The organism is Actinophytocola sp., assembly GCF_035762905.1.
Taxonomy (GTDB): Bacteria; Actinomycetota; Actinomycetes; order Mycobacteriales; family Pseudonocardiaceae; genus DASYTH01.
Map to the genome: position 1 here is coordinate 210620 of NZ_DASUCC010000061.1, position 26438 is coordinate 237057.

A 26438-nucleotide genomic window follows, 5' to 3' on the forward strand; every position below is an offset into this window, starting at 1 on the left:
CCGACTCCCAGCCGCTGAGTTGCCGGCTCCAGCAGCCGAGTTCCGAGTCCCAGCCGCTGAGTTGCCGGCTCCAGCAACTGAGTTCCGAGTCCCAGCCGCTGAGTTGCCGGCTCCAGCAGCCGGGCTCCCGGCCCCAGGGCTACGACATGCCGGTTCCGGCAGCCGGGTTCCCGGTTGGCAGAGGTCCCCGGCTCCGTCGGAACGCCCGGGTCGGTCACCCTGGCAGAGCTGGGCCTGGCGTTCCGTGGCGCGGTTGTGGGTAGGCGCCTCGTGCACCGATCCCGGGCGCGGCCTACCCCCAACCGCGCACCCGAGTCGCCGGCCGGGCCGCTGCGCGGCCCGGCCGCGCAGCGGGCGGGCGGGTCGGGTCGGGCCGGGCCGGGGTGTTATCGGGTGGGGTCGCTGTCAATGGTCGGCAGGATCACTGTTGGGAACTGGCCCTGGTCGTCCGGGCGGATGGGACTTGCGGCGAAGTCGTCGACTGGCCAGTTGAGGCGTAGGCCGTGACCGTTCCCGATGGCTTCCTCCAGCAGCTCGGGCACGGTGATGGCTTCGCCTTGGCCGTAGAAGCGGTGCAGGGGGCGGTCTGACTTGTGGCGGGGAGGCCGAGGTCTTGTCTGCTGGGAGATCTTCAGCGCTCGGCGCCGTTGCCTTCGGTGGTGGGAACTTGCTGCCAGGTAGCCGATTGTGGCGGCCAAGGTTACTGCTGCAGCCAGGATGGCGGTCTGTGCCATGAGGACCGGGTCCATTTGCGACTGATTCGGCGCTCGTGAAACTGGGCCACCGTTATCCGGTCATGTCTGGGGTGGTCTTGGTGGGTGAGGCCAGCTCCTGTGCGATGGCCTGGGCCTTCTCCTGTTCGAATCCGGCCCAGTACAACGCTTCGTGATGGTGGAAGCGGTCGATGTCCGCGATCTCGGTGTAGACGCGGGCGGCGAGTTGACGGAAGGCACGCCAGGCGACGAGGGGGGCTTGACGGTTGGGTTGGACCTTCATCAGGGCTTCGTGTGCCTGGGCGAGAGTCTTCGGGGTGGGGTGGAGGCTGATCCGCTGGGAAGACATGAAGATCACTGCTCTCTCGGGGTGTGCGGGTGGCCATCGGCTCAGGTGGATGCGGCGAGGCCGGAGAAGGTCGGGGCGACCCCGGCCCCGCCGCGGCTCGTGAGGTGACGGGCGGAGCGGGTGTAGCTTCGGCGGCACTGTGGGTGCGCGGTCGACGACTGGTGCGCACCAGTATCAGTGGTGCGCACCAGTTGCGCAAGACGACGGTCGGGCACCTTCGTTATGGCTGCTTGTGACCATTAGGGTTTGGCCCATGCACCCGTTTGGCGCAGGCACGCCGCGAGCTTTGACGCTGGCGGCTGTGCTGCGTGAGGCACGCGAGCGCGCCGGCATCAGCGTGCGGGAGTTGGCCCGACGCCTCCAGGTGGCGCACACCACCGTCGGACGCTGGGAAGGCGGCCGGACCGTGCCCAGCGCCGAAGACGTCTCGGCGGTGCTGGCCTGTCTGAAGATCGCCGGTGACGAGCGCGAGCACATCCTGTCGCTCGCCCGTGGCTCTGCCGCCGATGACTGGCTGGCGGCCGGGCCACCAGGGATCTCCAAGCAACTCACCGGGGTCATGGAGTGCGAGCGCACCGCTCGTCACATCACCGAGTGGGCGCCGTTGGTCATTCCCGGCGTGCTCCAGACCAGTGACTACATGCGGGCCATGTTGGCGCAAGGGACCTTGCCGCCCGGCGAGGTCGAGACACGGGTGATGTTGCGGATGGCCCGCCGGGACGCCTTCACCCGCCGGCGCGATCCGACTCGCCTGGTGGCTCTCATCGGCGAACCGGCCATCCACGGCGGCATCGGCGGCGAGGCCGTGATGCTCGACCAGCTTCGTCACCTGCTCGACGTTGCCGAACTGGCGACGGTCACGGTGCAGATCGTCAGCGTGTCCGGCGAGTGGCATCCAGGCCACGCCGGACCGTTCATGCTCTACGAATTCGACAAGGGTATGCGGCCCATCGTTTACCTGGAACATCATCGTTCAGGTGCGTTCGTGGTCGATGAAACCGACCTGAGTAGTTACCGGGCGGCCGTCGAAACCATCCGAGGTGTGGGGCTGAGTCCGGACGAGTCCCGAGAACATATTGCCCACCTCATCACCAGTATGGAGGCAGCCTCATGAGCAGATTCCGACAGTGGCGGAAGTCGAGCTACAGCAACGAAGACGGGGCATGCGTCGAGGTCGTGAACTCACTCGATGCGGTGCGGGACAGCAAGAACCCCGGCGGGTCGAAATTGACGGTGGACGTCCGGTTGTTCGTGCGCGCCGTCAAGGATCAATACTTCGACAAATATGGCCGACACTAAACAGTGAGGTTCCCGCGCTGGCGCACATCACCACCAGAGTCAGACGCCGGGCCACCAGATCCTGGTGAAGCTCCGCCAGGGCTGCACGGTGCCAGCGGGATTAAAATAGACGTTCCCCGCCACTAAAGATCAAGTTGATGTTACGCGATACGGGCAGAGCGTCTATTTCGGGCAGTTCTGAAAGTCGGCGTGGAGTTCCTGGTGGATGAGTTCTCACCACAAGATCCGGATCCCCGCCGCAACAGGAGGGTCCGGAATGGCCGTGTCGATGATCGTGGCGGACCTCAGGCGGCGACACGGATCCCATTCAGGAAAGGCCGCGCCTTCACCGCCGCAACAAGCCCACCCCCACCCCTGACCTCGAGCCCACCCGCGAGTCCCCAGTCCCAGCGCCACGACATGCCGGTTCGGGCAGCCGTTGCGGTCGACGTCGCCAGCGCCGTGGTGAAAGCCGAGCGGGAACTCGAGGTGGTCCGGATCGTGCAGCACGCAACAGCTGCCAAAGCCGGGCCTCGTCGACGGCCATCGACTCCCCATTGTGCCCCGGCTTTCAGCCGGCCTTAAGACGGCCTGAAGGTGTGTTGCCCAGCCTTGTCGCGATCCAGCGCACGTTGCGGACAAGGAGGGATCGATGAGAGGCAAACGAACGAGACGGTGGCTGTCGGTGACCGGGCTGCTGGTCGCGCTCACCGGGGTGGGCCTGGCCGCGCCCGGGACGGCGGCGGCGGCGCCCATTCCGGGGCTGGCCCGGCACGCGTTCACGGTGCCCGGCGGCGCCGGGTTCGCGGCCGCGACGGTGTCCTGTCCGACGCCGCACGTGGTGTACGGGCTGGGCGGAGAGATCCACAACGGCAACGGCGAGGTGCACATGGTGTCCCTGTTGCCGAATGCGGCGCTGACCGCGGTCACGGTCATCGCGGCGCCCAGGGTGGCCCCCGTGGCGCCGTGGCGGCTGACCGCCTACGCCATCTGCGGCCGGGATGTACCTGCCACGCCACACCTTGAGGTCAACCCGGTCGCGTCCTGGGTGGACGTGGAGACGTGCAACGGCGCCAGCCGGCTGTACGGCACCGGCGCCCGGCAAACCGGCGGCCCCGCCGCCACGCTGCGTGAGATGGTGCCGAACGCGCCGGCCTTCCCGCCGATCGCCGTGCGGGCCAGCGTGAACCCGCCGGCCGGCGCGCCGGGCGTCGCGGCCGCGGCGATCTGCGGCATCCCGCAGCCCACCCTGCACTCGATCGTGGCGCCGGCCGCCGGATTCGGCAGCACGGTGACCTGCCCGGCGGGTGAGCTGGTGCACGGGACCGGCGGGCTGGTGCCCGGGGTCAACCCGAACATCGTGTTCGAGGGCATCGTGCCGAACCTGGCACTGACCCAGGTCAGGGTGACCGCGCGGAACGGCGGCACCGGGCTGCCCGAGCCGACCGTGGCGTTCGCCGTCTGCGCCTGAGCAGTTCCAGACAGGAAGGGGAGGATTCTCATGCGAGCACGATCGGGGCTGGTGACCGGTGTGTTGGTGGCCGGGTTGGTCGCCGGGGCGCCGGTGGCGGCCGGCGCCGCGGTGACCAACCCGCCGGTCGGGGTCGGCGCGAGCGGCATCGGAACCGCGACGGCGGTCTGTCCACAAGGGACGCTCGTGTACGGCACGGGCGGCAACAGCCGGCGCGGGGTCCGGGCGGTCGTCCCGGACAGCCAGCTCCGCAGGGTCACGGTGACCGCCGCCGATCCGGCCGCCGCGGTGACGGCCTACGCGCTGTGCGGCGGCCCGGCCGCCGCGCCGCGGTTGGTCGCCGCCGGCGGGCAGGGCAGCAGCGCGACGGTGGCCTGTCCCGACGGGACCACGCTGTCCGGCACGGGCGGCGCCGCGAGCGGATTCCTCACCGGGATCGCGCCCAACCTGGATCTCGGCACGGTCACGGTGACCGGCACCGGCGGGAGCACCCGGGCGTACGGGATCTGCGGTGACTTCCCGAACCTTTTGCTGGTCAAGGTCAGCAGCCCGTACGACGCCGAATCTCCGAAGGTGGCGACGGCGGACTGTCCGATCGGGATGGACCTGTTCAACGGCTCCGCCACGGTGAAGGACGGCGGCAACATCATCGCGCTGGGTGCCGCCCTCAACTTCGCCGCCGATTCGGTGACGGCGACCGGTTGGGACGTCTCGCCAGGGTTGGCGCGCTGGTCGGTGACCGCGTTCGCCACCTGCGGGTGATCCTCAGGAACCACCCGGAAACGGCCTCGGCTCGACGTCGATCTCGGCCATACGCGCCACGTATGTCCGGTATCGGCGTCGGGCCTCGCCGTGGCTGCCGTCGGAGGCGAGCGCCCGCACCAGGGCCAGGTGCGCGGGTTCGTTGTACTGGTCGCGTTCCAGGATCCGCAGGCAGTACCGGCTCGCCGCCACGTGCTCGCCGATCCCGCTGGTGTGTCCGGCCAGGACGGTCGCCACCTGGATGTAGGTCAGCCGGGCCTCCTCGCGCAACTCGGTCGCCCAGTCCTCGTACGGGTCCTCCTCAAGGAAGTCGCCGGTGTAGCCGGTCTCGGCGGCCTGCAGCAGGGTCCATGCCTCGGGCTGTTCCTGCCGCCAGGCGTGCAGCCCGCGGTGCGCAGCGGTGAGGAAATTCAGCACGTCCACATCGGCCACCGCGGTGTCCAGCCGGACGGTGTCGCCATCGGTGACCACGCAGTGCTCGCTCGCGCCGCGCTGCGAGCCGAGCACCGTGCGCGCGGTGGACAGCGCGACGGACAACCGGTTGCCCACCCGTTCGACCGGTTCCCCGGGCCACAGCAGGAACATCAGCTTCTCCCGGCTGACCGGCCGGCCGCGCCGGGTGACCAGAATCTTGATCAGATCCCGGGCCTTTCGGGATTGCCACGCGGTGACCGGCACCGGCTCACCGTGCCGCAGCACCCGGAAACCGCCGAGGGTCTGGATCGCCAGCGCCGGATGTGCCGGGGTCCGGTCGCCCCGGATCGTGTCCCGCACCGCGGACAGCCGGCGTTCGCCGCGCCGGTTGCCGAGCTCGCGCCAGATCCCCTCCGCTTTGTCCACAAGGGACAGTGTGGTCCCGTCGGCCGGCGCCAGCAGCAACCGGGCCCGCGCCTGCAACTCCAGCGACTGGGCCAGGGTGGCGTCGTCGACCCGCTTGCGGGCGACCAGCTCCGCCTCGGTGGCCGCGTGCAGTGCCGCAACGCCGTCGCCGCGGGCGACGCCGAGCTCGGCCGAGGCCAGCAATGCCGCCCCGTAGCCGAATCCGGTGCCGAACGACAGCGCCCTGGCGACCAGCTCGGCACTGGTCTCCGGCTCGTCCTCGGCCAGCAGCCGGGCCATCCCGGCCAGCGCGGGCACCAGTTGGGTCGCCGTGTCGTTCACCTCGGCCAGCTCGATCGCCTGCTGGTAGGCGGTTCTGGCGAGCACCCGGTCGCCGCGCAGCCGGTAGGTCTCGGCCAGCGGGATCAGCGGCACCGCGGCCAGGCAGGAACCCAGCCCGGTGAAGATGTTCTTGGCCGCCACCAGGTCCGCGGCCGCCTCGTCCAGCTGGCCAAGGCCCAGCCGCGCCTCGCCCCGGTTGTTCAGGCAGAACGCCCGGTAGGTCGCGAAACCGGTGAGATCGGCCAGCGGCAGCGCCAGCTCCAGCTCGGTGAGCGCGCCGCGGTAGTCGCCAGCCTCGATCAGGTGCGAGGCCCGGTTGGACCGGATTCTGATCACCCCGAGCACGTCCCCGGCCCGCTCGGCGTGCCGCAGCCCCGCGTCGTCGTGCCTGGCCAGCTCCGCGGCCTCGCCCTTGGCCGCGGCGAACATGGCGAACACGGTGTGCGCGGCGGCGAGCGCGGCGTCGTCGCCGCAGGTCTCCGCCAGCGTCATGGCACCGGTCGCGGCGCTGCGGCAGGCGTCGAGGTCGCCCCGCGCCCACTGCGCGCTGGCCACGCAGCTCAGCAGCAGCGACTCCGACGCGGGGTCGGAACCGTCCAGGACGCAGCGCTGGCACACCTCGAGCGCGTCGGCCGTCGCGCCGCTGAAGTAGTGCAGCCAACCGATCCGGCGGGCCAGCCCGGCCGACGGCGGCCGGCCGGGGCGAACCGTCCGCTGCAGACAGTCCAGCGCGCTACGGCAGTCCCCGAGCACCTGGTGGGCCTCGCCGGCGAGCTGCCAGGTGCGCAGGGTGCGGGACTCGGGCGGCACCAGCCGCACGGCGGCGAGCACCGCACCCGCGCCGCCCTGGCGCAGCAGGTCGTCCGCGCGGGTGTCGAGCAGCTGCTGGATCCGGTCGAGATCACCCAGCTCGGCGAGCACGGCCAGGGCGGCGTCGAGGTGGTCGTAGGCGTTGAACCAGCGCCCGGCCACGTCGTAGAGCTCGCGCAACTCCCAGTCCCGCATGGGCATCCGGCTGCACACGAACTCCTTCACCAGTGGCAGCAACCCGAACCAGCCGCGCGCCGACGGCATCTCCTCGACGAACAGCCCGCGCCCGACCAGGTCGGCGGTGATCGCCCGGGCCTCCGGGTGGCCGAGGGCCTCGAGCAGCTCCGGCCGGAACCGCTCGAACCGGCTGGCGGTGCGCAGCAGATCCCGGGTCCGGGCCGGCTCGCGGTCGAAGATCTCCGTGGCCAGGTAGTCGAACAACGGACCGGCGCGGTGCAGGCAGGACAGCTCCTGCCCGTGCCGCACCGCCTCGCCGGCCAGTCGGACCGCGATCGGCCAGCCGCCGGTCGCCTGGTGGATCCGCGCCGGCCAGCCGCCGTCCAGCCCGAGCGGACCGGCCAGCAGCGCGGCCACCTCCGGGCCGGTGAAGGCGAGCTCCGCCGCGGTCAACTCGAGCAGCGCGCCGCCATCGCGCAACCGCTGCACCGCGAACGGCGCCAGCCGCCGGCTGGACAGGATCAGCCGCACGGTCGGCGGCAGGTGCCGGCACAGCGCCTCCAGCACCCGGGCCGAGCCGTCCCGCTCCCGCACCACGTGCACGTCGTCGAGCACCAGCGCCAGCCGGGCCGACCCGAGCGCGTCGCACAGCGCCGCGACGATGGCGTGCGGGTCGCCGGCCACCGCGGGCACGCTGAAGGCCAGGTCCGGCACCGCCGCCCGGATGGCGCGGGCCAGGTGGTCCACCACCGGCCGCGGCTCGCGGTCCTCCGCGGTGCAGGTGTGCCAGGCGGTGCGCTGCCCGGCGGCCCAGTCGGCCAGCAGGGTCGTCTTCCCGTAACCGGCCGGGGCGATCACCGTGGTCAGCCGGGTCTCCCCGCCCGCGGCCAACCGGTCGAACAGCCGCGGCCGGGCCAGGGACGTACCAGGTCGGATGTTCACGCCGTTCCCCTCGCCGTGGCTGGCGTAACCGACGGTGACTCAGCGTGCGAGCGCTGGCAACGCCCTTCCGGGCAATCCACGGGGTACTCCGCTGCGCTTCCCTTCGATCACCTTCAGTCAGCCCTAAGCCCACCTTGCCGGCGCCGCCGAGGGTGTGACCGCAGCGTCACGCATGCCGGCGCGGCGCCCGACGAAGGAGTGTGTGCAATGCAGGCAGGACGAACCGCCCGCTGGCTGGCCGGACTGGCCACGCTGGCCGGGCTACTCGCCGCCGCACCGGGAACGGCGGCGGCCGATCCGGTGAGCCCGGCCGCGGCCGACATCGCGCGTGCCGAGACCACCAGCGCGACGAACGGGACGTCACCGAAGTCGGTGACGGTGAACTGCCCGGCGGGCACCCGGGTCTACAGCGCGGCCGGCCGGATCAACGGCGGCGTCGGCTCGGTCGTCCTCGACGACGTGACCCCGAACGACGGGCTCACCTCGGTCCTGGTGACCGCCTACGAGACGGCGCCGGACGAGAGCTGGAGCCTGACCGGCTACGCCACCTGCGGCAGCACGGTGCAGAACCTGCAACGGGTCTTCATCGCGTCGGAGAGCAACTCGGACTCGCCCAAGTCGTTCCTGGTGACCTGCCCGGGCAGCACCCGGCTGTACGGGCTCGGCGCCGAGATCACCGGCGGGCTGGGCAACGTGGTGCTGGACGACCTCACCCCGAACGCCGGTCTGACCGGCGTGACCGTCACCGCCTACGAGAACGGCGCCTACGCCCCGAACTGGCGGCTGACCGGGTACGCGATCTGCGGGAACGCCGCCACCACCATGCAGCTCAACACCTCGAGCAACCCGGGTGGGCTGGTCGCCCTTGACCCGGTGTCGCCGAAGGGCGTGACCACGCCGGCCTGCCCGGCGGGCACCAAGGTGCACGGCGCCGGCGGGACGATCACCGGCGGCATCGGCGGCGTCTCGCTCGACGACGTGACCCCGAACGTCGGCCTTGGCACCGTGACCGCCACCGGCTACACGATCCCCGGCTCGGCCCCGAACTGGCGGATCACCGCCTACGCGATCTGCGCCTCGTAACCCGGGCGCTCCTGATCACCGGGCCGCGCGCCCGGTGATCAGGACGTCGGGGGGAGGTAGAGGTAGTAGACGACGTCCAGGCCGATCGGGAAGGCGCCGCAGTGGAAGCGCGGCCAGTCGCCCCGGGCGACGCCGGCTTGTCCGGCCTGGTTGCAGCTGGCACAGGTGTCGAACTGGGGCTCGATCCTGGTCCAGCCGGATGGGCCGGGCAGCAGGCAGAACGCCGCGGTGGTCGGCGCGACGGGGCCGGCGCTGGCCGGGGTGGTGGCGGCGGCGGGCGGGGCGGCGAGCAGCAGTGTGGTCAGGACTGCCGCGAGCACGGCGGACTGGGTGCGCATGTGGGAAGTATCCGAACGGAGCGAGTTCGTCGACAGGCTTGGCCGCGGAAAGGTGCGGGATGCACGATGGACCGGCGATCGCCGAGCCATCGGTAAGGGGACTCCATGATGGGTGCACCGGTTTCCGGGTCGATTCTGGGCAATCCCGTGACGAGGGTGGAGGATCCGCGATTCCTGCTCGGCCAGGGTCGATATGTCGACAACCTCGATCTCCAGGGCGCGGTTCGGGTGGTGTTCCTGCGTTCTTCCATGGCACACGCGCGGATCCGGTCGCTCGATCTGACCGCGGCGCGCCGGGCGCCGGGCGTGCTCGCCGTTGTGGCCACCGGTGATGTGGAACCGGCGACCGCGCCGCCGACGCCCGGGCTGCCCGAGGCGATGGTCCGTCCGCTGCTCGCCCGCGGCGTGGTGCGGTATGTGGGGGAGCCGGTGGCGGCGGTGGTCGCGGAGACCGCGGCGCAGGCGGTGGATGCCCTCGAACTGATCGACGTGGAGTACGACCCGCTGCCGGTGGTGGCCGACGTGCGGGCCGCGATCGCGGACGAGACCCTGCTGTTCCCCGAGCACGGCACGAACGTGGCGATCCGGATGGACCCGGCCGACGGCGCCGCCGGGGAGTTCTTCGCCGACTGTCCCGTGGTGGTGCGGCTGCACCTGGCCGGGCAGCGATTGGTACCCGCGCCGATGGAGGTGCGGGCCGCGGCGGCGACCTGGGACGGACCGCGGCTGACCGTGTGGGCCTCGACCCAGGTGCCGCACCGGCTGCGGGACGATCTCGTCGCGCTCTACGGTCTGCCCGCCGACGAGGTGCGGGTCGTTTCGCCGGACGTGGGCGGCGGTTTCGGTGCCAAGGCGAGCGGTTTCACGGAGTACTACCTGCTGGCGGCCCTGGCCCGGATCGCCGGCCGGCCGGCGCGGTGGGTGGAGACCCGCTCGGAGAACATCCTCGGGATGGTGCACGGGCGGGCGCAGTCCGCGGACATCGAGCTCGGCGGCACCCGCGACGGCCGGCTGCTGGCCGCGCGCCTCTCGATCGTGCAGGACGCCGGCGCCTACCCGATGTTCGGGGCGCTGCTGCCGCAGCTGACCATCCAGATGGGGCCGGGTATCTATGATCTGCGCCGGTTCAGCGGCAGCGCGGTCTCGGTCGTGACCAACACCGTGCCGATCGGGGCGTACCGGGGTGCCGGCCGGCCGGAGGCGACCTACGCGATCGAGCGCGCGGTCGACGCGTTCGCCGCCGAGATCGGGATGGACCCGGTGCGGCTGCGCCGCCAGAACCTGGTTGCCAGCGACGCGTTCCCGTACACCACGGCCACCGGCCAGGTTTATGACTCCGGGGCCTACCAGGAGGTGCTCGACCGGGCCGAGACGGTCAGCGGATACGCCGGGCTGCGGGCCGAGCAGCAGCGGCGCCGGGCGGCCGGCACCCCGAACCTGTTGGGAATCGGGGTGAGCGGCTACGTCGAGATCACCAATGCCGGCGGGATGGGCGACGCCGCCACGGTGGAGGTGGACGATGCCGGCCGGGCGGTGATCCGGGCCGGAACCCACTCGCACGGCCAGGGACACGCCACGGCCTACGCCATGATCGTCGCCGAGGTCCTGGGTATTCCGGTCGAGCACACGACGTTCGTGCAGGGCGACACCGACGAGGTGCCGACCGGGATCGGGACGTTCGGGTCGCGCTCGCTGCAGACCTCCGGGGCGGCGGTGGAACTGGCGGCGCAGGAGGTGCTCAGCCAGGCCCGGGAGCTGGCCGCCGATCTGCTCGAGGTGGCCGCCGCCGATGTGGAGCTGCGCCGGGACCCGGTGGCGTTCCGGGTCGTGGGAGTCCCGGGAGTCGGCGCGGACTGGGCGGCGGTGGCGCGGCACGCGGACGATCGCGGCACCAGGTTGCGCTCGGACATCACGTTCGAGCCGGGCGCGTCGTCCTTCCCGTTCGGTTTCCATGTCGCCGTGGTCGAGGTCGACGCGGAGACCGGGCGGGTGCGGCCGGTCCGGATGGTCGCGGTGGACGACTGCGGGCGGGTGTTGAACCCGCTGCTCGTCGAGGGCCAGGTGCACGGCGGGCTGGCGCAGGGGATCGCCCAGGCACTGTTCGAGGACATGGTCTACGACGAGGCGGGCAACCCGCTCACCGTCGCGCTGGCCGAGTACGGGATGCCGGCGGCGAACGACCTGCCGCCGTTCGAGCTGCACACCAGCCAGACGCCGACGCCGCTGAACGCGTTGGGCGCCAAGGGAATCGGCGAGTCGGGCACGATCGGCTCGATCGCCGCGATGGCCAACGCGGTGGTGGACGCCCTGTCCGAGTTCGGGGTGCGGCACCTCGATCTGCCCGCGACACCCCAGCGGGTGTGGGCCGCGATCCGCCAGGCGCTACTCGACCGCGGGTCCGTACATGCCGCGCAGGATCCGGTCCATGATCCGAACCGCAAGGCGGCGGGGGAGTAGCCGGAACAGCAGACCGGAGATCTTGTTGGTACGGCCGGGAACCACCCATGGGCGACGACCGAGGGCGTGCAGCGCGGCGCTGACCACCTCGCCGGCCGGCATCGGTGCGCGGCCGGTGCGCGGCGCGCTGGACCGGTAGCCCGGGGTGTCGGTCGCCCCCGGGACCACGGCGGTCAGGTCGACACCGTGCGGGCGCCACTCCGCCCACAGCGACTCGGCCAGGATGGCGGTGAACGCCTTGGTGGCGGCGTAGGTGGCCAGCAGCGGGCTGCCCTGCACGCCCGAAAGGGAACCGAGCAGGATCACCCCGCCGCGCCCGCGCGACACCATGGCCGGCGCGAACCGCGCGATCAGTCGCATGGGTCCGCGCACGTTGACGTCGACCGTGTGCAGATGCCGCTCCAACGGAACGTCCAGCCACTCGCCCAGTACCGCGAAGCCGGCGTTGTAGACCAGCAGACCCACCTCGAGCGGCTCGGTCAGCTCCTCGAGCCGGGCCAGCACCGCGGGATCGGTGATGTCGCCCGACACCGTGCGGGTCTCGACCCGGTGCTCCCGCTCCAGCCCACCGGCCAGACCGCGCAGCTCGCCGTCCTCCAGCGCGACCATGACGAGGTTGAACCGGTGCGCGGCGAGCCGGCGGCAGAACTCGGCGCCGATCCCTTGTGCCGCACCGATGACGACCGCCCACGGGCCATGTCGGTGGAGTGCCAGACTCACTGGCCCGCCTCTCCGGGATCGATGATCCACTGTGACAGAGCCTAACCGCCGGGGGCCGTGGACGAGGGCACGGCGGCGGGATCGATCAGGACGAGGTCGATGTTCCACCGGCCTTCGCACTCGGCGCGGCGGACGAGGGCCTGGCCGGCGGCGAGCGAGCCGGCGGTGAAGAAGACCTCCGCCTCGAAGCCCTCGTTGTCCATCCCGGCCGGGCGGTAGCCAGCGGCGGTCACCGCGTCCTGGATCAGAACCGTGAGCTCGTCGAGGGGTTGGGTCGACACCGCCTGCATGGTGATGTTCCCGCCGGTGGCCACGACGTGCGTGACCGTTCCGATCCGGTCGAAGGACAGTCCGGCCGGGATGAGCGCCGTCTCGGCCGGCGGCGCGGGACTCGGTGCGGCACACGCGGCGGACGGGTCGGGTCCGGTCGAGCACCCGGCCAAGGCAACCGACATCGCCGCGGTGCCCAGCAACGCCCACACCCGTTCGGCCATGCCAGCCACCCTAGGCACGCCACGGCACAGCCAGCCAATCGGCGGGGACGATTCGGACTTCTCGGGTGTTACGGTGACCGCGGCGAGCGGACGTCCCACCTGACCCATGGAGGCACGTGGCGATGCGCAGTAGAACTCACGTCCCGATCCTTACCGCTACGGCGCTGGCGGTGCTCCTTGGTGCGGGTGCGGCATCCGTGACCGGACCGGAACGGACGGCGACCGATCGGGCGGCGGTCACCGCCGATCCGTTGGGCGCGGAGGAATGGATGTACCTCCAGCGGGCCAACGCCGACGGCTCCATTCCGCAGATCGCCATCACCCAGGCGGTCGCGGAGTCCAAGCTGATGGGCGCGGCCGCCATGAAGTCGGCGAGCACCGACCAGGTGTGGTCGGAACTCGGCCCGAGCAACATCGGCGGCCGCATTCGCGACATCGCCGCCGACCCGACGACCCGCGACGTCGTCTACATCGCCACCGGCACCGGCGGGCTGTGGCGGTCCGACAACGGCGGCCAGACCTTCGCCTCCGTGTGGGACAACCATCTGCCCCAGTCGATGGGTGCCGTCGCGGTCGACTCCCGGGGCGTGGTCTGGGCCGGCTCCGGTGAACCGGACCACGGCGGCGGCTCGTCCTACTACGGCAAGGGTGTCTACCGGTCGACCGACCGCGGTGCGACCTGGACCAACATGGGCCTGGCCGACGGCGACACGATCGGCCAGATCGTCATCGATCCGCGCAACGACAACCGGATCTTCGTGGCGGTCATGGGCGCACTGCACGACACGCGGCCGACCCGCGGTCTGTTCCTGACCGAGAACGGCGGAGCGAGCTGGACCCGGGTCATCGTCCCGGACAGCGCCTCCACCGGTGCGATAGACGTGACGATCAACAAGACCAACCCGGACATCATGCTGGCCACCACCTGGGACAAGATCCGGGACGAGAAGTCGCGTCTCTACGGCAAGAACTCCTTCCTGTACCGGTCCACCGACGGTGGTCGCACGTGGACGAACATCCACCGGCCGCCGCTGCCGCAGAGCCAGGACATCGAGGGGCAGCCGGTCACGGCGACCTACGTCGGCCGGATGGGCGTCGACTTCAGCGACAGCGACCCCAACCGCGCCTACCTGATCTCGAGCGCGGCCGGTGGCAACTTCAACGGCTTCTTCACCAGCACCGACGCCGGCCTGACCTGGACCCCGGTCGGCGCCACCAGCGGCGGCACCCTGCAGACCATCAGCGGCGGGTTCGCCTGGTGGTTCGGCCGGGTCTACGTCGACCCGGTCAACCCGCAACACGTCTTCGTCGCCGGGGTGAGCCTCGCCGAGAGCCTCGACGGCGGTCTCACCTGGACGACGTCGCAGACCGTGCACGCCGACCAGCACGGCCTCGAGTGGGACCCGTTCACTCCCGGCCGGGTGTTCCTCGGCAACGACGGCGGCTTCTACTGGTCCAACGAGAACGGCACCGCGCGCGGCCTGTGGACCAAGACGGCCCGGCTGCCGGTGACCCAGTTCTACGCGATGGACGTCTCGGTCCAGGACGGCACCCGGGTCAACGCCGGCTCGCAGGACAACGGTTCGCTGAAGTCGTGGGGCAACGACAACTCGGTCAACGGCGACTGGTTCAACTTCGTCGGCGGCGACGGGATGATGAACCGGATCGATCCGACGAACGACCGCAAGTACTACGGCTGCTCGCAGAACGGCGGCTGCCGCGGCTTCGTCGACGGTGTCGGCTTCACCATGACCATCCCCGGCGTGCGCCGCAACTGGGTGTCCCCGCTGGAGTTCAGCGCCGATCCCCGGATCATGTTCGGTGGCAGCGAGTTCGTCAACCGGATCAACACCGATCCGGGCCAGCGCGTGTGGCAGCGGATCAGCCCGGACCTGACCGAGGGCACCGAGCCCCGGGCTCCCGGTTTCGGCACGGTGACGGCGATCGGCACGACGCCGGCCGATCCCAACCTGGTCTACGCCGGCACCGACAGCGGTCTGATGTGGGTCAGCCGCAACGCGATGGCCGCGCCGGACCAGGTGACCTGGCAGCGGATGGAGAGCCCGGTGTTCCCGGGGCGCTGGGTCACCCGGATCACCGTCGATCCGCAGAACCCGAACTTCGCGTGGGCCAGCTTCTCCGGCTGGCGCTCGGGTGATCCCTACGCACACCTGGTCATGACCAGCGACGGCGGGCGCACCTGGGACGACATCGCCGGCCGGCGAATCCCGCAGGCGCCGATCAACGACGTCATCCGGCATCCCACCAAGCAGTTCTGGCTGTTCATCGCCACCGACGTCGGTGTGTACCGCACCACCAACCTCGGCCGGACCTGGGTCAAGGTCGGGGCGAACCTGCCGCTCGTCCCGGTCAACGACATCGACATGCCGGCCGGCAGCAACACGCTCTACGCCGCCACCTACGGCCGCAGCGTGTGGACGACCTCGATCGCCGACGCCTTCTGACCGTGGGCTCGCGACCGCCCTGGCGGACCGTCGGGGTGGTCGCGCTGTCCGCCGTGTTCCTCGCGCCGCTCGTGGTGCTGGTGCTGGGTTCCCTGCAGCGCCCGTTGCAGCCGCCGCCGGACGGGCTGGACCTGTGGCCGGAACCGGCCGAGTGGTCGAACTACTCGGCCGTGTCGGCGTTCCTGCCGCTCGGGCCGTTGCTGCGCAACTCGCTGCTGCTCGTCGTGGTCGCGGTTCCGGTCACCGTGGTCGTCACGTCGATGGCCGGGCTCGCGATCGTGACCGCGCGCGGCCGGCTGCGCCGCTGGCTGATCGGCATCTCGGTGCTCATGCTGCTGGTGCCGGCCGCATCGCTCTGGGTGCCGCGGGTGGTGTTGTTGCGTGGCCTGGGTCTTGCGGACACGCCGCTCACCGTCGCCCTGCTCGCGCTCGCCGGCACGACCCCGTTCTACGTGCTGCTGTTCGCCTTCGCCTACTCGCGCATCCCCGCGGCGCTGCTGGAGGCGGCCACGCTGGAGGGCATGAGCCCGTTCGCCGTGTGGCGCCGGATCGCGCTGCCGCTCGCCCGACCCGCGGCCGTAGCGGTCGCGGCGCTGTCCGGGCTGTACTACTGGTCGACGTTCATGGATCCGCTGACTCTGGTGTCGTCGCCGGAATACTGGCCCGCGGCGCTGGGTCTGCGGAGCCTCAGTGAGATGGAGACCGCCCTGTACCCGATCTACCTTGCCGCGGCGGTTATCGTGACGGTGCCCGCGTTGCTCGCGTTCGCCTTCGGCCAACGTTCCTTCTTCTCCTCGGTGGAGCGCCCATGAAACTCGTCGTGCTCGCAAGCGTCGTGCTTCTCGGCCTGGCTGCCTGTGCCGACGGTGGGGAGGAGGCGGACGCGGGCACCGGGAACGGGACGGCGAAGATCACCGTGCAGATCGGGGCCGATCCGGAGGAGGCCGCGGTCTACCGGAGCCTGGTCACCGCCTACCGGGACGGCGGGGGTGGCGAGGTCGAGCTGGTCACCGTTGGCCGCGGCGACCATCTCACCCGGCTGTCCACCGCGTTCGCCTCCGGCGGCGCACCGGACGTCTTCGCCATCAACTACCGCCAGTACGCCCCGTTAGTGCAGCGCGGCGCCGTGCGCCCGATCGGACCGCTGCTCGAGGCGGAGGGCCTCAAGCTGTCCGACTACTACGAGGAGCCGCTGCGCGCGTTCAGCTATGTCGGTGCGCTGCAGTGCATGCCGCAGAACATCTCCTCGCTCGTCGTGTACTGGAACCGCGGGCTGTTCACGGCCGCCAACGTTGCCGCGCCGAAGGCCGGCTGGACCTGGAACGACTTCACCGCAACGGCGAAGGCGCTGACCACCGGCGAGGTCAAGGGGGCCGGCATCGACTCCGCGATCATCCGGATGGCGCCGTTCATCTGGAGCAACGGCGGAACCGTCGTGGACAACGACGAGACCCCGACCCGTACGACGCTGCACGAACCCGCCGCCCGCGCCGCGCTCGACGGTGTCGCCGCGCTCATCGCCTCCGGTGCGATGCCGACCAAGGAGCAGCTCGCCGCGCAGGGCCTGCCGGAGCAGTTCATGGCCGGGAAGCTGGCGATGTTCCTCAGCTCGCGGGTCGAGGTGCCGGCGCTGCGTGAGCAGGCCGGCCTCGACTTCGACGTCGCCGCCCTGCCGGTGCTTGGCAAACCCGCATCGATCCTGCACTCCGACGCCTACTGTGTCGCGAGCGGTTCGGCGAACCCGGCGGCCGCGGCGAAGTTCGTCGCCTACGCGGTGGGCCAGCAGGGGCAGAACATCACCGCGCTCGGCGGGCGCACCGTGCCATCGCTGCGTTCGGTCGCGACGTCGCCCGCGTTCCTCAGCCCGACCCGCGCACCGGCGTCCTCGCAGGTGTTCCTCGATGCCGTCGCGCACCTGCGGCACACGCCGGTGACGCCATCCTGGCCCGAGGTCGAGGACGTGATCGACACCCAACTGCAGCGGGCGTTCGAGGACGGTGTCCCGCTCGACGAGGTGATCGCGGAGATCCAGAAACAGGCCGACCCGCTGCTGCAACGGCGATGACCTCGCGGATCCGATGAGCTTGCGGATCGAGGCCGCCCGCAAGCGGTTCCGCGCCCGCCGGGGGCCGGCCGTCGTGGCCCTCGACGGGGTCGACCTCGAGGCGAAGTCCGGCGAGCTGCTGGTCATCGTCGGGCCGTCCGGTTCGGGCAAGTCGACGCTGCTGCGCGCGGTGGCCGGGCTGGAGACCCTCGACGCGGGGCGGATCCTGATCGACGACCAGGACGTCACCCGGATGCCCGCCGGCCGGCGCGACGTCGCCATGGTGTTCCAGGAGGCCGCACTGTTTCCGCACCTGGGCGTCTCGGCGAACATCGGGATCGGCGAACGGGCGCGCGGTTCCGCCCGGCGCGACGTGGCGGCCCGGGTCCGCGAGGTGGCGCGGGTTCTCGACATCGAGCACCTGCTGACCCGGATGCCGGGCGAGCTCAGCGGGGGCGAGCGGCAGCGGGTTTCGTTGGCCCGGGCCATGATCCGCTCGCCCCGGGTATGCCTGCTTGACGAGCCGCTCGCCTCCGTCGACACCGAGCTGCGGCTGCGCATGCGCACCGAGATCCGCGCCGTGCAACGCTCACTGGGCGTCCCGATGGTGCACGTGACCCACGACCAGCTCGAGGCGATGGCGATGGCCGACCGAGTGGCCGTCCTTGCCGCCGGCCGAATCCTGCAGTGCGACGCGCCCACCGAGGTCTACGCGCGCCCGGCGACGACGGCGGTCGCGCGCGGTTTCGGGCCGGTACCGATGAACCTGCTGCCCCCATCCAGCGGCGTGATCATCGGGGTCCGCCCCGAGCGCGTGCGGGTGTGCCGCGCGGCCGGCGACGAGGAGGGTCGGGTCGGCTCGGTGCTGGCCGTCGAGCCGGCGGGCGAGGACTGCCTGCTCCGGCTGCGGCTCGACGGTGCTGATCTGCTTGCCCGCCACCCATTTCCCGACGCACCACACCCCGGCGAGCGGGTGACGGTGACCTGGCGCCCCGCCGACGAACACCGGTTCGACGCCGTGACCGGGACCCGGTTGTGAGCCCGGCATGAGGACTTGGCCGCTCGCCCTGCCCTACCTGGTGGGTTCGGCGCTGCTCGTGCTGGCCCCGCTGGTGCTTGCCGTGGCGCTGGCGTTCACCGACTACTTCGGTTTCCGCGCACCGGAGTTCACCGGCGCCGACAACCTCGTGCGCCTGGCCGGCGACCGCACCTTCTGGGACGCCGTCGCGATCACCGGTCTGATCGCCGTGATCGTGGTGCCGCTGCGGTTGCTGCTCGCGGTGGGTGCGGCGCTGCTGCTGGCCCGGCGCCGCGATGTGCCCGGAGCGATCGGCCGGGCCTCGGCCTACCTGCCCTCGGCCATCCCGGACGCGGCGTGGGCCCTGCTGTGGCTGTGGATCCTCAACCCGCTGTACGGGCCGCTGCCGGCGCTGCTCGGCACGCTCGGCATTCCCGACCCGGGTTTCCTCACCACGCCATGGGGTGCCCGGCTCGGTCTGGTGCTCGTCCTGGCCTTCCAGGTTGGCGAGGCGTTCGTGGTCGCGCTCGCCGCGCGCACCGCGATCCCGGCCCGGCTGCACGAGGCGATCCGGCTCGAGGGCGGGTCGGCCTGGTTCTCGGTGTCCCGCGTGACCCTGCCCCTGATGGCCCCCATCGTGCTCGTCCTTGCCGTGCGCGACGTGGTGGTCATCATCCAGAACACCTTCGTGCCGGCGCTGCTGGTGACCGGCGGCGACCCCGCGAACGCCACCCTCACCGCCCCGCTGCTGATCTACCGCCGAGCGTTCGAGTACGGCGAACTCGGCTACGCGAGCACCCTGTCGGTGACGCTGCTCGTGCTCACCGCCATCGCGGCGGTATTCCCGCTCTGGCTGGCCACCCGCCTCACCACCCGCCAGCGAACCCGTACCTGAACCAACCCTGCGACCACTGGCCGATCCGTCGCCGCGGGCCCCGATGACGTGCGGGAGGCGGGTGGGTTTGAATGGACCGTGTCGATTCCTGGGGCGCAGCGGGCGCTGATCGCGGCTGCGGGTGGGGGTGACGAAGGAGCGTTCGCGGCGTTGGTCGAGCCGCATCGTGCGGAGTTGCACCGGCACTGTTACCGCATGTTGGGGTCGGTGCATGACGCGGACGACGCCGTTCAGGAGTCGTTGCTGCGGGCGTGGCAGGCGGTCGGCCGGTTCGACGGGCGAGGGCCGGTTCGCCCGTGGCTGTACCGGATCGCGACCAACCGCTGCCTGACCATGATCGAGGCACGACGTCGTCGTGAGCTGCCGACGGACCTGTCGCCGGACACGGTGGCGACGGAGCAGACCGCCTGGCTCGAGCCGTACCCCGGCGCGTTGCTGGAACTGGACTCGCTGAGTCCGGAGGCGCGCACGGTGGAGCGTGAGGGCATCGAGTTGGCGTTCGTCGCCGCGCTGCAGCAGCTTTCGGCCTTGCAGCGCGCCGTGCTCGTGCTGCGTGCGGTCCTCGACTTCCCGGCCAGTGAGGTCGCCGAGTTGCTCGAGACGACTGTGCCCGCGGTGAACAGTGCGTTGCAGCGGGCACGCGCGGTGGTCGACCGGCGCGCCCCGGCCCGGTCGCAGCAGCGGGAGTTGGCCCGGCTGGGCGGCGACGTGCGGACGATCGCCGAGCGGTACACGCGCGCCTGGGAGTCGGCCGACGTCGAGGGCATCGTCGCGATGCTGGCCGACGACGTCCGGCTGGCGATGCCGCCGATGCCGCGGTGCTACGAGGGACCCGCGGCCGTGGCCGCCGCGTTGTCGAGCGGACCGATCACCCACCGGTGGCGGCTGCTGCCGACGACGGCGAACGGGCAGCTGGCATTCGGCGGGTACCGGTGGCATGACGCGTCCGGCGTGTTCGTCGCCGAGGGGCTGGACGTGCTGACCCTGCGGGACGGCCGGATCACCGCCATCACGGCCTTCCTGCTCGACGATCTCGATGCCTACGGGCTGCCGCGGACGATTTCCGCCGGTCCGCGATGAGTTCGGGATGGGTCGCCGGGTTACAGCGGTGACAGACACCGACGACATCCCGGAGGAACCCGTGTTGCTGAAGGACAGGACTGCGATCATCTACGGAGCCGGCGGCTCGGTCGGCGGCGCGATCGCGCGGGCCTTCGCCCGGGAAGGCGCGGTCGTGCACCTGGCCGGACGCACCGCGGCGACCCTGCACGCCGTCGCCGACGACATCGCCGCCAGGGGCGGCGAGGCCCACCCGGCCGTCGTGGACGCGCTCGACGAAGCCCAGGTCGAAGCGCACGCGGCCACCGTGGCCGAGCGGTCCGGCCGCCTGGACATCTCGGTCAACGTCATCTCCGACCAGGATGTGCAGGGCACGCCCATGGTGCAGATGAGCGTCGAGGACTACCTGCGCCCCATCGAGGTCGCGGTCCGGTCGAAGTTCCTCACCGCACGGGCCGCGGCCCGGCGGATGATCCCGCGGCGCTCCGGCGTGATCATGACCTTCGGCGGCACCTTCAACTGGCAGGTCACCCGAACCTTCCATGTCGGCGGCATGGGGACCACCTTCGACGCGGTCGAGTCGATGCGCCGTCAGCTCGCCTGCGAACTCGGCCCACACGGCATCCGGGTGCTGACCCTGCGCACCGGCGGCCTGCCCGACACCATCCCGACCGATTTCCCCGGCTCCGAAGGGCTGCGGTCCTGGCTGCAGGACCAGACCCTCACCGGCCGCACCGCCACCCTCGACGACGTCGGCAACCTTGCCGCGTTCGCTGCCTCGGACCTGGCCCGCACCATCACCGGCGCCGCACTCAACATGACCGCCGGAGCGGTGCTCGACTGATCTCGATCAGTCACGGGGGCTTGACCTTCCACTGTGGGAGGTTCAGACTGAGGCGAGGACCTCCCACAGTGGAAGGTTAGGAGGGGCATCATGTGGCATACCACTTTCATCGCGGCGCACGCGGTCACCGGCGTCGTCGCCCTGGTGACCGGGTTGACGACGATGCGGCGCGGCCGGCTGTTCGACGTGTATCTCGGCTCACTGGTGGGCATGACGGTGTTCCTGCTGCTCGCGATCGGAGCGGAGTGGAACACGATCGGCCCCGACGAACGCGTGTTGTTCACGGCGTTCGGCGGGCTTGCCGGGATCATGGTGTGGCGGGCGGTGCTCGCCCGGCGGGAGCGGCCTCGCGCCGGTACGCTCCCGTCGGCCGGCTACCTCGGCCATGTCGGGTTCACGGTCGTGGCGCTGTTCGACGCGTTCAGCGTGGTCACCGTCCTGAACGCCGGCGCGCCGGTTTGGGCGGTGGTCGGCACCGGGGTCGTGATCGCTGTCGCCGGTCACTTTGCCCTCGGTTGGGCCAAACACGGAGGGATGCGCCGTTGGTCCACCAGCTGAACGCCACAGCCGCGGCGCTGCTCGGCCTGCTGCACCGCGGTCCGATGACCGGCTGGGACCTGGTGGCCGCCGCGCAGGAGCGCATCGGCAATTTCTGGACCCTGACCCAGAGCCAGGTCTACCGGGAGCTGACCAGGATGACCGCGACCGGCCTGGTGACCGTGGGCGAGCCGGGTCCGCGCGACCGGAAGCCCTACACGATCACCCGAGCGGGCCGGCGGGCCTTCGCCGACTGGATCAACCAGGATCCGGCCCGGGAGCAGATTCGGGTTCCGCTGCTGCTCAGCATCCAGTTCTCCGACCACATCGAGCCGCACCGGCTCCGCGAGATCATCGCCGCTCAGCGGGCCGCGCACGCCGAGCGTCTCGCCGAATACCGCGCGGCCGAGAAACTGCTTGCCGACAAACCAGACCAGGCCACCCGGCTGGCGACCCTCCGGTTCGGCATCCGCCACGAGCAAGCCGTGCTCGCCTGGTTCGACGAGCTTCCCGAGCTGATGGGATAGCCTGCCTCACCGCCGGTCGCCGTGTGCCGGGCTCATCCGTGCCTCGTGTCCCCTTGGCTGTCCGGGAACGGTGCGGTGTGCGGCCATCGGGTCCTCGGTGATGTTGAGCCAGCTGCGCAGGCCGCCAGGCGGGCGGTGGCGTGGGACGAACCGGGTCACGTCGTCGTGGAGGCTGAGCGCGTGGCTGCAATGCTCGTGCCAGGTACTCACCAGCGCCTGCCGGGTCTGCGCGCGGAACAACTCGGCACGCAACATCAGTTGGGCGTGCAGTGCATGCCGGAATGCGTCCTCCGCCGAATCGAGCACGGGTACGCGACCGTCGCAGGTAGGACACAGACAAGGCCAGAGGTGTTCGTGCTCCGGGGTGCCCTTGACGATCCGTTCGATCGTGTCGACATTGTGGTAACTGAGCAAAGGGCTGAGAAAGGTCGCTATGCCGGACGGGCGATAACCGCCGCCGGGCGGCTGGATCGGATAGATGTGGCGTAGGGCGCTGGTCGTGCCGATCGCCGCGGCATGTGCACCGTGGCACAGCGCGCCGAGAGCGGAGACATCCGATCGCAAAAGCAGCACGGGCACGTTGACCCGACGCAGCAACCGCAGGAATCCGCGGAGCACGTACCGCGCCGCGAAGGGGTCGCCCGCACGTTCGACCGCCACCGCGACCGGCACCCCGGCTGCGGCGATCTCATGGGCGAGCGCGTCACATACCGCCGGCGTCGCGAACCAGCGCGCCGCGATCGGCAACATGGCAATGACCGTCGACGACTCACGCGCCGTGCCGCGCAGAATGCTGCGCAGCCCGAGCAGGTTGCGGGCAGCCAGATAGCCCGAGTCGGACAGCGGAACCAGCCCGAGATCCCGCTGGCGCTTGAACCAGCCCGGGCTGATGCCACGCCCGGCTCCGACCCTTCGGCGCCCCGAGTAGCGGTCGGCGTCGCACAGCACGGGACCGGTGAACCCTTGGTGCTCCAGCACATTCCGCGCGGACAACAGCGCGGACGGACCGGTGATCACCAGCCCTCCGCCATGCGCCGAGGCGACCTCGGCCGCCGCAGCAACCTGTGTCGGCCGGCACTGGACGAGCAGATGCCCGGCCAACTGCACCAGCGATTGAGCCACAACTCGACGGTGAACGCGCGGAGCGCCTCTTGTCACCAACAATCACCTGGATGCCAAGCAGAACACCGCCATCGGCCGATGGTTTCCCTCGGGTTGCAACGGAACGTATACGTCGCGCTCTGGGAGAATCGTCCGATCAGGTCGGGCTGATTGCGATTCCCACATCGCCGGCCGTGCCGTGCCGGATCCTGTTCACCATCACCATGATCCGTCCGGATCTGGCAGAGAGATACCAGCAGCGATCTGTTACCGCCCTGAGCGGTGCCGCGGTTACAGCGGTCGGCGCGTGGTGTCCGGGTTGTTGGTGTCCAGTTCGGACACCAACGACCGGGTGGAGCGGCCGCGTTGGGCCGGGTGGATCTCGTTGCTATCCAACAACTGCTCGGACACTGGACGGTGAGCTCGACGATGCGGTATGTCCGGCCCTCGGCCACGTTCATCGAAGACGCCTACCGCCGCACGGTCACCACCACGCTTTCCGAGCTAACCGGCCAGGACACCGTGAGGATCCGGTGGCGGTTGCGGATGGCTGCGGCCCAGCGGGAGGTGTGGACCGGCTCCCAGCTGTGGCGGCTGCTGGCGGAGAAGGCCGGGCTGGAAGTGTCGGCTGCGTCCGTGTCGGCGTTCACCAAGGAACCCTTCCAGATCAAAGTGTGCACGTTGATCGCGCTGTGCACCGCGCTGCAGTGCACCCCCGATGACCTGTTCGAAGTGGACACCACCCCAGTCGAACGGCCGGCCACCCCGGCGCGGCCGTCCGCAGTGGAGCCGAAGGCCGTCGACGACGGCGGCCGGCCGATGCCGCCGCTGTGATCACCGGCGAGCGGCGGCGCTGACTGGCGATTGGCAAACGTCAGCGCGACTGCGTGGCTGGCGGAGCCCCGGTCGGCCTGCTCGACCGGCAGCACTGCTGTAGGTGCGTGCGCCGCCTGCGCGCGCAGGCGGCCAAGGCGCGATGCCCGGAGTGCGGCAAGGACCGCGAGCTGGTCGAGGCCACGGGTCGGTGCGTGCTGTGCTCGCGGCGCTGCACAGACCGAACGGCCCGAACGGCGGCCCACCGCGGAACCTCGCCAGCCCACCAAACGTTGACGCCATGCAACCCCGAGCCGTCTCACCCGGAGCCGAGCGCAGCCCGAATGAGGCATCTGAAGGGAGCTGGCTGATGGCAGTCGAACTGCTGGTCTCGGTGCTCAAGGGTGCTGGGACCGCCAACAACATTCGTAAAATTCTGTTCGACCCAACGGTCGTAGAACAAGCAGCAAGTGTCCTCGCAGCGATCAGCCAAGAAACAGCAGAACGGTTGTTCCGGGAGGCGTCCTCCCTGCCACCAAAAGAGCAAGAGGCCGCGCTAGAACACGTAGCGTTGTTGCTCGAGGTCGCCTCGACAGTCGATGATCGCAGGAAGCCACGGCTCCGGTTCCTACCGCCTGACGGACGGGATCTTCCTGACGTGCAAGCCCAAGTCGAACGGCTCATCTGGCTAGCCGTTATCTACCGAATACTTGGTCACCACGTCAAGGCCGGACATCGTCTTCAGCGCGCCAAAGAAAAGCTTCCTGAACTCAGGAACGCCATGGAATTGGATGTTCATGGTCTAGTGCTCCTCGGGGGAAGCGGTCGCACTGGATTAAGTCAGCTAAGTCGACTAGCTGCACGGGAAAAAGATAACGAGAAAACGCTCTCCGTGCTAAACCACGTCTGCACCAGGCTCGAAGCCCTCAGCCCTTGACTCAATCCAAGCCGGGAGGCCAGCTTGTCGGTGCTCGGACCTAGGATGCCGAGCATGACGCGGTACGTTGATGAGGATCTACACGGTGCGGAGTTCCGCGAGTGCGATCTGACCGGGGCACGCCTGATCGGCGTCGTCATGCAGGATGCCGTGATCGACGGGCTCGTCACCAACCTCGTGGTGAACGGTGTCGAGGTCAGCGAGTACGTCGAGGCCGAGCTGGACCGGCGTCATCCGGTGCGGGTGCTGATCCGCTCGGAGGACCCTGCCGATCTGCGCGAGGCATCGCGTCGGCTCCATGCCGGCTGGGCCGCCACGATCGAGCGACTCCGCCGTAGACCCGGCATCGAGCGCCGCAGCGTGAACGACGAGTGGTCGGCGGTGCAGACGATGCGCCACCTGGTCTTCGTCCACGACTCGTGGTTCCGCCGGTGCTGCCTGGGCTCGACGGAGTTGTTCACGCCGATGGGCATCGGGCCGACCGTCGAGCCCTACCGTGGCGCGCACGGGCTTGACCTCTCGCTCGATCCGGCCCTCGACGAGATCGTGAGCGTGCGTGAGGCACAGGCCGCCGAGCTCCAGGCCTGGCTCGACGAGGTCACCGCTGTGCGGCTCGCAGCGCGAGCCCCGGTGCCCGACGACGATGTCTGGCCGCCCTACGCCCGGGGCCGCTCGGTGCGGCAGTGCCTCGGCACGGTGCTCAACGAGACCTTCGAACACCACCGCTTCTGCGTCCGCGACCTCGACCTGATCGAGGCACAGGACGCGCAGTAGGGCGGCTACGGACTCAGCATCTTGCGGATGCGGGCATCGCTGAGGTGTCTGCCCGATACCGAGCTGCCGGGCGCAGAGCCGCACGCGGTACTTCACCAGCATCCGCGGGCCTGACCGAGGTGCTGACCGGGCGGGCGGCCGTCGGCAGCGCGGCGAACTGGTGCTGATGCGCCGCCCCGAGGTCGACGATGCGGTCCATCAGTGCGCGATCGGCGGCGACGGTCGTGTCCAGCTCGCGGCGCCGCCCGACGACACCCTGAGGTAGACCGGGTAGCGCTCCTGCCGGGCCTCCAGGTGTGGAGCCAAATCAAACCGACACAACATTCGGCATCCCCACCGATGGGACCGAATCACACGGTCAGGTGGGGCCAAACAATCCGCTAAGCAGGCCATCCCCACATACACAGGCAGAACCGCCTACATCAAGCCGATCTTGCTGAGATCACCGCACTGAATGCGACGATTCTCCGAACCCGGAACCGACGATCGTGAGCACCGCACGCCCCCTGGTGAACACCCGCACACCCCGCGACTGGTGTTCGCCGCGGTGCGGCGTCGGCGAACGTGGCCGTCCCGGCGTTGGCCCGAGTGCTCACCAGCCGTCCGGCGCCGGGGCCGATGCAGCACATTTGGTCCGAGGAACCGGCGACCCCGTTCGCCGATGAACCG

General features: G+C 70.5%; 25 protein-coding genes. 18 read left to right on the forward strand and 7 right to left on the reverse strand.

Annotation, left to right across the window (positions count from 1 at the left end):
* Positions 1–386: 386 nt before the first annotated feature.
* A complete protein-coding gene (locus VFV67_RS11860) occupies positions 387–734 on the reverse strand; it encodes a hypothetical protein (protein WP_326469574.1) in 348 nt (115 codons plus the stop codon).
* A gap of 52 nt (positions 735–786) precedes the next feature.
* Positions 787–1062: an AMED_5909 family protein gene (locus tag VFV67_RS11865; protein WP_326469577.1), complete on the reverse strand. Its 276-nt coding sequence runs from the start codon at positions 1060–1062 to the stop codon at positions 787–789.
* Between the two features lie 253 nt (positions 1063–1315).
* Here VFV67_RS11865 and VFV67_RS11870 point away from each other — a divergent pair, with 253 nt between their 5' ends.
* The 4 genes from VFV67_RS11870 (at position 1316) to VFV67_RS11885 (ending at position 4573) form a co-directional block, all read left to right on the forward strand.
* A complete protein-coding gene (locus VFV67_RS11870) occupies positions 1316–2176 on the forward strand; it encodes a helix-turn-helix transcriptional regulator (protein ID WP_326469579.1) in 861 nt (286 codons plus the stop codon).
* Positions 2173–2361, forward strand: coding sequence for a DUF397 domain-containing protein (locus VFV67_RS11875; RefSeq protein WP_326469582.1), 189 nt, complete (start codon positions 2173–2175; stop codon positions 2359–2361). Before VFV67_RS11870 ends, VFV67_RS11875 begins: the two co-directional genes overlap by 4 nt.
* A gap of 631 nt (positions 2362–2992) precedes the next feature.
* Positions 2993–3811: a hypothetical protein gene (locus VFV67_RS11880; protein ID WP_326469584.1), complete on the forward strand. Its 819-nt coding sequence runs from the start codon at positions 2993–2995 to the stop codon at positions 3809–3811.
* 30 nt (positions 3812–3841) lie between these two features.
* Positions 3842–4573: a hypothetical protein gene (locus tag VFV67_RS11885; RefSeq protein ID WP_326469586.1), complete on the forward strand. Its 732-nt coding sequence runs from the start codon at positions 3842–3844 to the stop codon at positions 4571–4573.
* Positions 4574–4576: 3 nt separating this feature from the next.
* Here VFV67_RS11885 and VFV67_RS11890 read toward each other — a convergent pair whose 3' ends face one another.
* A complete protein-coding gene (locus tag VFV67_RS11890) occupies positions 4577–7663 on the reverse strand; it encodes a BTAD domain-containing putative transcriptional regulator (protein ID WP_326469588.1) in 3087 nt (1028 codons plus the stop codon).
* A 207-nt stretch (positions 7664–7870) separates the two neighbouring features.
* On the opposite strand from VFV67_RS11890, the gene VFV67_RS11895 reads away from it, so the two are divergent.
* Positions 7871–8746: a hypothetical protein gene (locus VFV67_RS11895; RefSeq protein ID WP_326469590.1), complete on the forward strand. Its 876-nt coding sequence runs from the start codon at positions 7871–7873 to the stop codon at positions 8744–8746.
* A 38-nt stretch (positions 8747–8784) separates the two neighbouring features.
* Here VFV67_RS11895 and VFV67_RS11900 read toward each other — a convergent pair whose 3' ends face one another.
* On the reverse strand, positions 8785–9084 hold the full coding sequence (locus VFV67_RS11900) for a hypothetical protein (RefSeq protein ID WP_326469592.1): 300 nt from the start codon (positions 9082–9084) through the stop codon (positions 8785–8787).
* A gap of 156 nt (positions 9085–9240) precedes the next feature.
* Between VFV67_RS11900 and VFV67_RS11905 the strand changes: the two genes are divergently transcribed.
* The gene (locus VFV67_RS11905; RefSeq protein WP_326469595.1) at positions 9241–11541 is read left to right on the forward strand and encodes a xanthine dehydrogenase family protein molybdopterin-binding subunit; all 2301 of its coding nucleotides are present in this window, start codon (positions 9241–9243) and stop codon (positions 11539–11541) included.
* Here the strand turns inward: VFV67_RS11905 and VFV67_RS11910 are convergent.
* Both VFV67_RS11910 and VFV67_RS11915 read right to left on the reverse strand, forming a co-directional pair.
* Complete coding sequence (locus VFV67_RS11910; protein ID WP_326469596.1) at positions 11467–12261, reverse strand: SDR family NAD(P)-dependent oxidoreductase; 795 nt, start codon at positions 12259–12261, stop codon at positions 11467–11469. The two genes, VFV67_RS11905 and VFV67_RS11910, sit on opposite strands and share 75 nt — an antisense overlap.
* A gap of 41 nt (positions 12262–12302) precedes the next feature.
* Positions 12303–12755, reverse strand: coding sequence for a hypothetical protein (locus VFV67_RS11915; protein WP_326469597.1), 453 nt, complete (start codon positions 12753–12755; stop codon positions 12303–12305).
* 197 nt (positions 12756–12952) lie between these two features.
* On the opposite strand from VFV67_RS11915, the gene VFV67_RS11920 reads away from it, so the two are divergent.
* The 9 genes from VFV67_RS11920 to VFV67_RS11960 all read left to right on the forward strand — a co-directional run bounded on the left by VFV67_RS11920 (position 12953) and on the right by VFV67_RS11960 (position 22144).
* Complete coding sequence (locus tag VFV67_RS11920) at positions 12953–15220, forward strand: WD40/YVTN/BNR-like repeat-containing protein (protein WP_326469599.1); 2268 nt, start codon at positions 12953–12955, stop codon at positions 15218–15220.
* 2 nt (positions 15221–15222) lie between these two features.
* Entirely contained in the window at positions 15223–16032 is an 810-nt protein-coding gene (locus tag VFV67_RS11925) for a carbohydrate ABC transporter permease (RefSeq protein WP_326469601.1), read from the forward strand.
* On the forward strand, positions 16029–17285 hold the full coding sequence (locus tag VFV67_RS11930; RefSeq protein ID WP_326469603.1) for a sugar ABC transporter substrate-binding protein: 1257 nt from the start codon (positions 16029–16031) through the stop codon (positions 17283–17285). Before VFV67_RS11925 ends, VFV67_RS11930 begins: the two co-directional genes overlap by 4 nt.
* 13 nt (positions 17286–17298) lie before the next feature.
* Positions 17299–18303 carry an ABC transporter ATP-binding protein gene (locus VFV67_RS11935; protein WP_326469605.1) on the forward strand — a complete coding sequence of 335 codons (1005 nt, stop codon included), beginning with the start codon at positions 17299–17301 and terminating at the stop codon, positions 18301–18303.
* Positions 18304–18310: 7 nt separating this feature from the next.
* A complete protein-coding gene (locus tag VFV67_RS11940) occupies positions 18311–19177 on the forward strand; it encodes a sugar ABC transporter permease (RefSeq protein WP_326469607.1) in 867 nt (288 codons plus the stop codon).
* 78 nt (positions 19178–19255) lie between these two features.
* Positions 19256–20257 carry an RNA polymerase subunit sigma-70 gene (locus VFV67_RS11945; protein WP_326469609.1) on the forward strand — a complete coding sequence of 334 codons (1002 nt, stop codon included), beginning with the start codon at positions 19256–19258 and terminating at the stop codon, positions 20255–20257.
* A gap of 28 nt (positions 20258–20285) precedes the next feature.
* On the forward strand, positions 20286–21080 hold the full coding sequence (locus VFV67_RS11950; RefSeq protein ID WP_326469610.1) for an SDR family NAD(P)-dependent oxidoreductase: 795 nt from the start codon (positions 20286–20288) through the stop codon (positions 21078–21080).
* A 90-nt stretch (positions 21081–21170) separates the two neighbouring features.
* Positions 21171–21638, forward strand: coding sequence for a hypothetical protein (locus VFV67_RS11955; protein WP_326469611.1), 468 nt, complete (start codon positions 21171–21173; stop codon positions 21636–21638).
* On the forward strand, positions 21623–22144 hold the full coding sequence (locus tag VFV67_RS11960; protein WP_326469612.1) for a PadR family transcriptional regulator: 522 nt from the start codon (positions 21623–21625) through the stop codon (positions 22142–22144). The genes VFV67_RS11955 and VFV67_RS11960 overlap by 16 nt, the downstream gene beginning before the upstream one ends.
* A 6-nt stretch (positions 22145–22150) precedes the next feature.
* On the opposite strand, the gene VFV67_RS11965 is transcribed toward VFV67_RS11960, so the two are convergent.
* Positions 22151–23266: a hypothetical protein gene (locus tag VFV67_RS11965; protein WP_326469614.1), complete on the reverse strand. Its 1116-nt coding sequence runs from the start codon at positions 23264–23266 to the stop codon at positions 22151–22153.
* 408 nt (positions 23267–23674) lie between these two features.
* Between VFV67_RS11965 and VFV67_RS11970 the strand changes: the two genes are divergently transcribed.
* The 3 genes from VFV67_RS11970 to VFV67_RS11980 all read left to right on the forward strand — a co-directional run bounded on the left by VFV67_RS11970 (position 23675) and on the right by VFV67_RS11980 (position 25769).
* Complete coding sequence (locus VFV67_RS11970; protein WP_326469616.1) at positions 23675–24079, forward strand: helix-turn-helix transcriptional regulator; 405 nt, start codon at positions 23675–23677, stop codon at positions 24077–24079.
* 349 nt (positions 24080–24428) lie between these two features.
* Positions 24429–24995, forward strand: a complete 567-nt coding sequence (locus VFV67_RS11975) for a hypothetical protein (protein ID WP_326469618.1) — start codon at positions 24429–24431, stop codon at positions 24993–24995.
* A gap of 30 nt (positions 24996–25025) precedes the next feature.
* A complete protein-coding gene (locus tag VFV67_RS11980; RefSeq protein ID WP_326469621.1) occupies positions 25026–25769 on the forward strand; it encodes a DinB family protein in 744 nt (247 codons plus the stop codon).
* Positions 25770–26438: the final 669 nt, after the last annotated feature.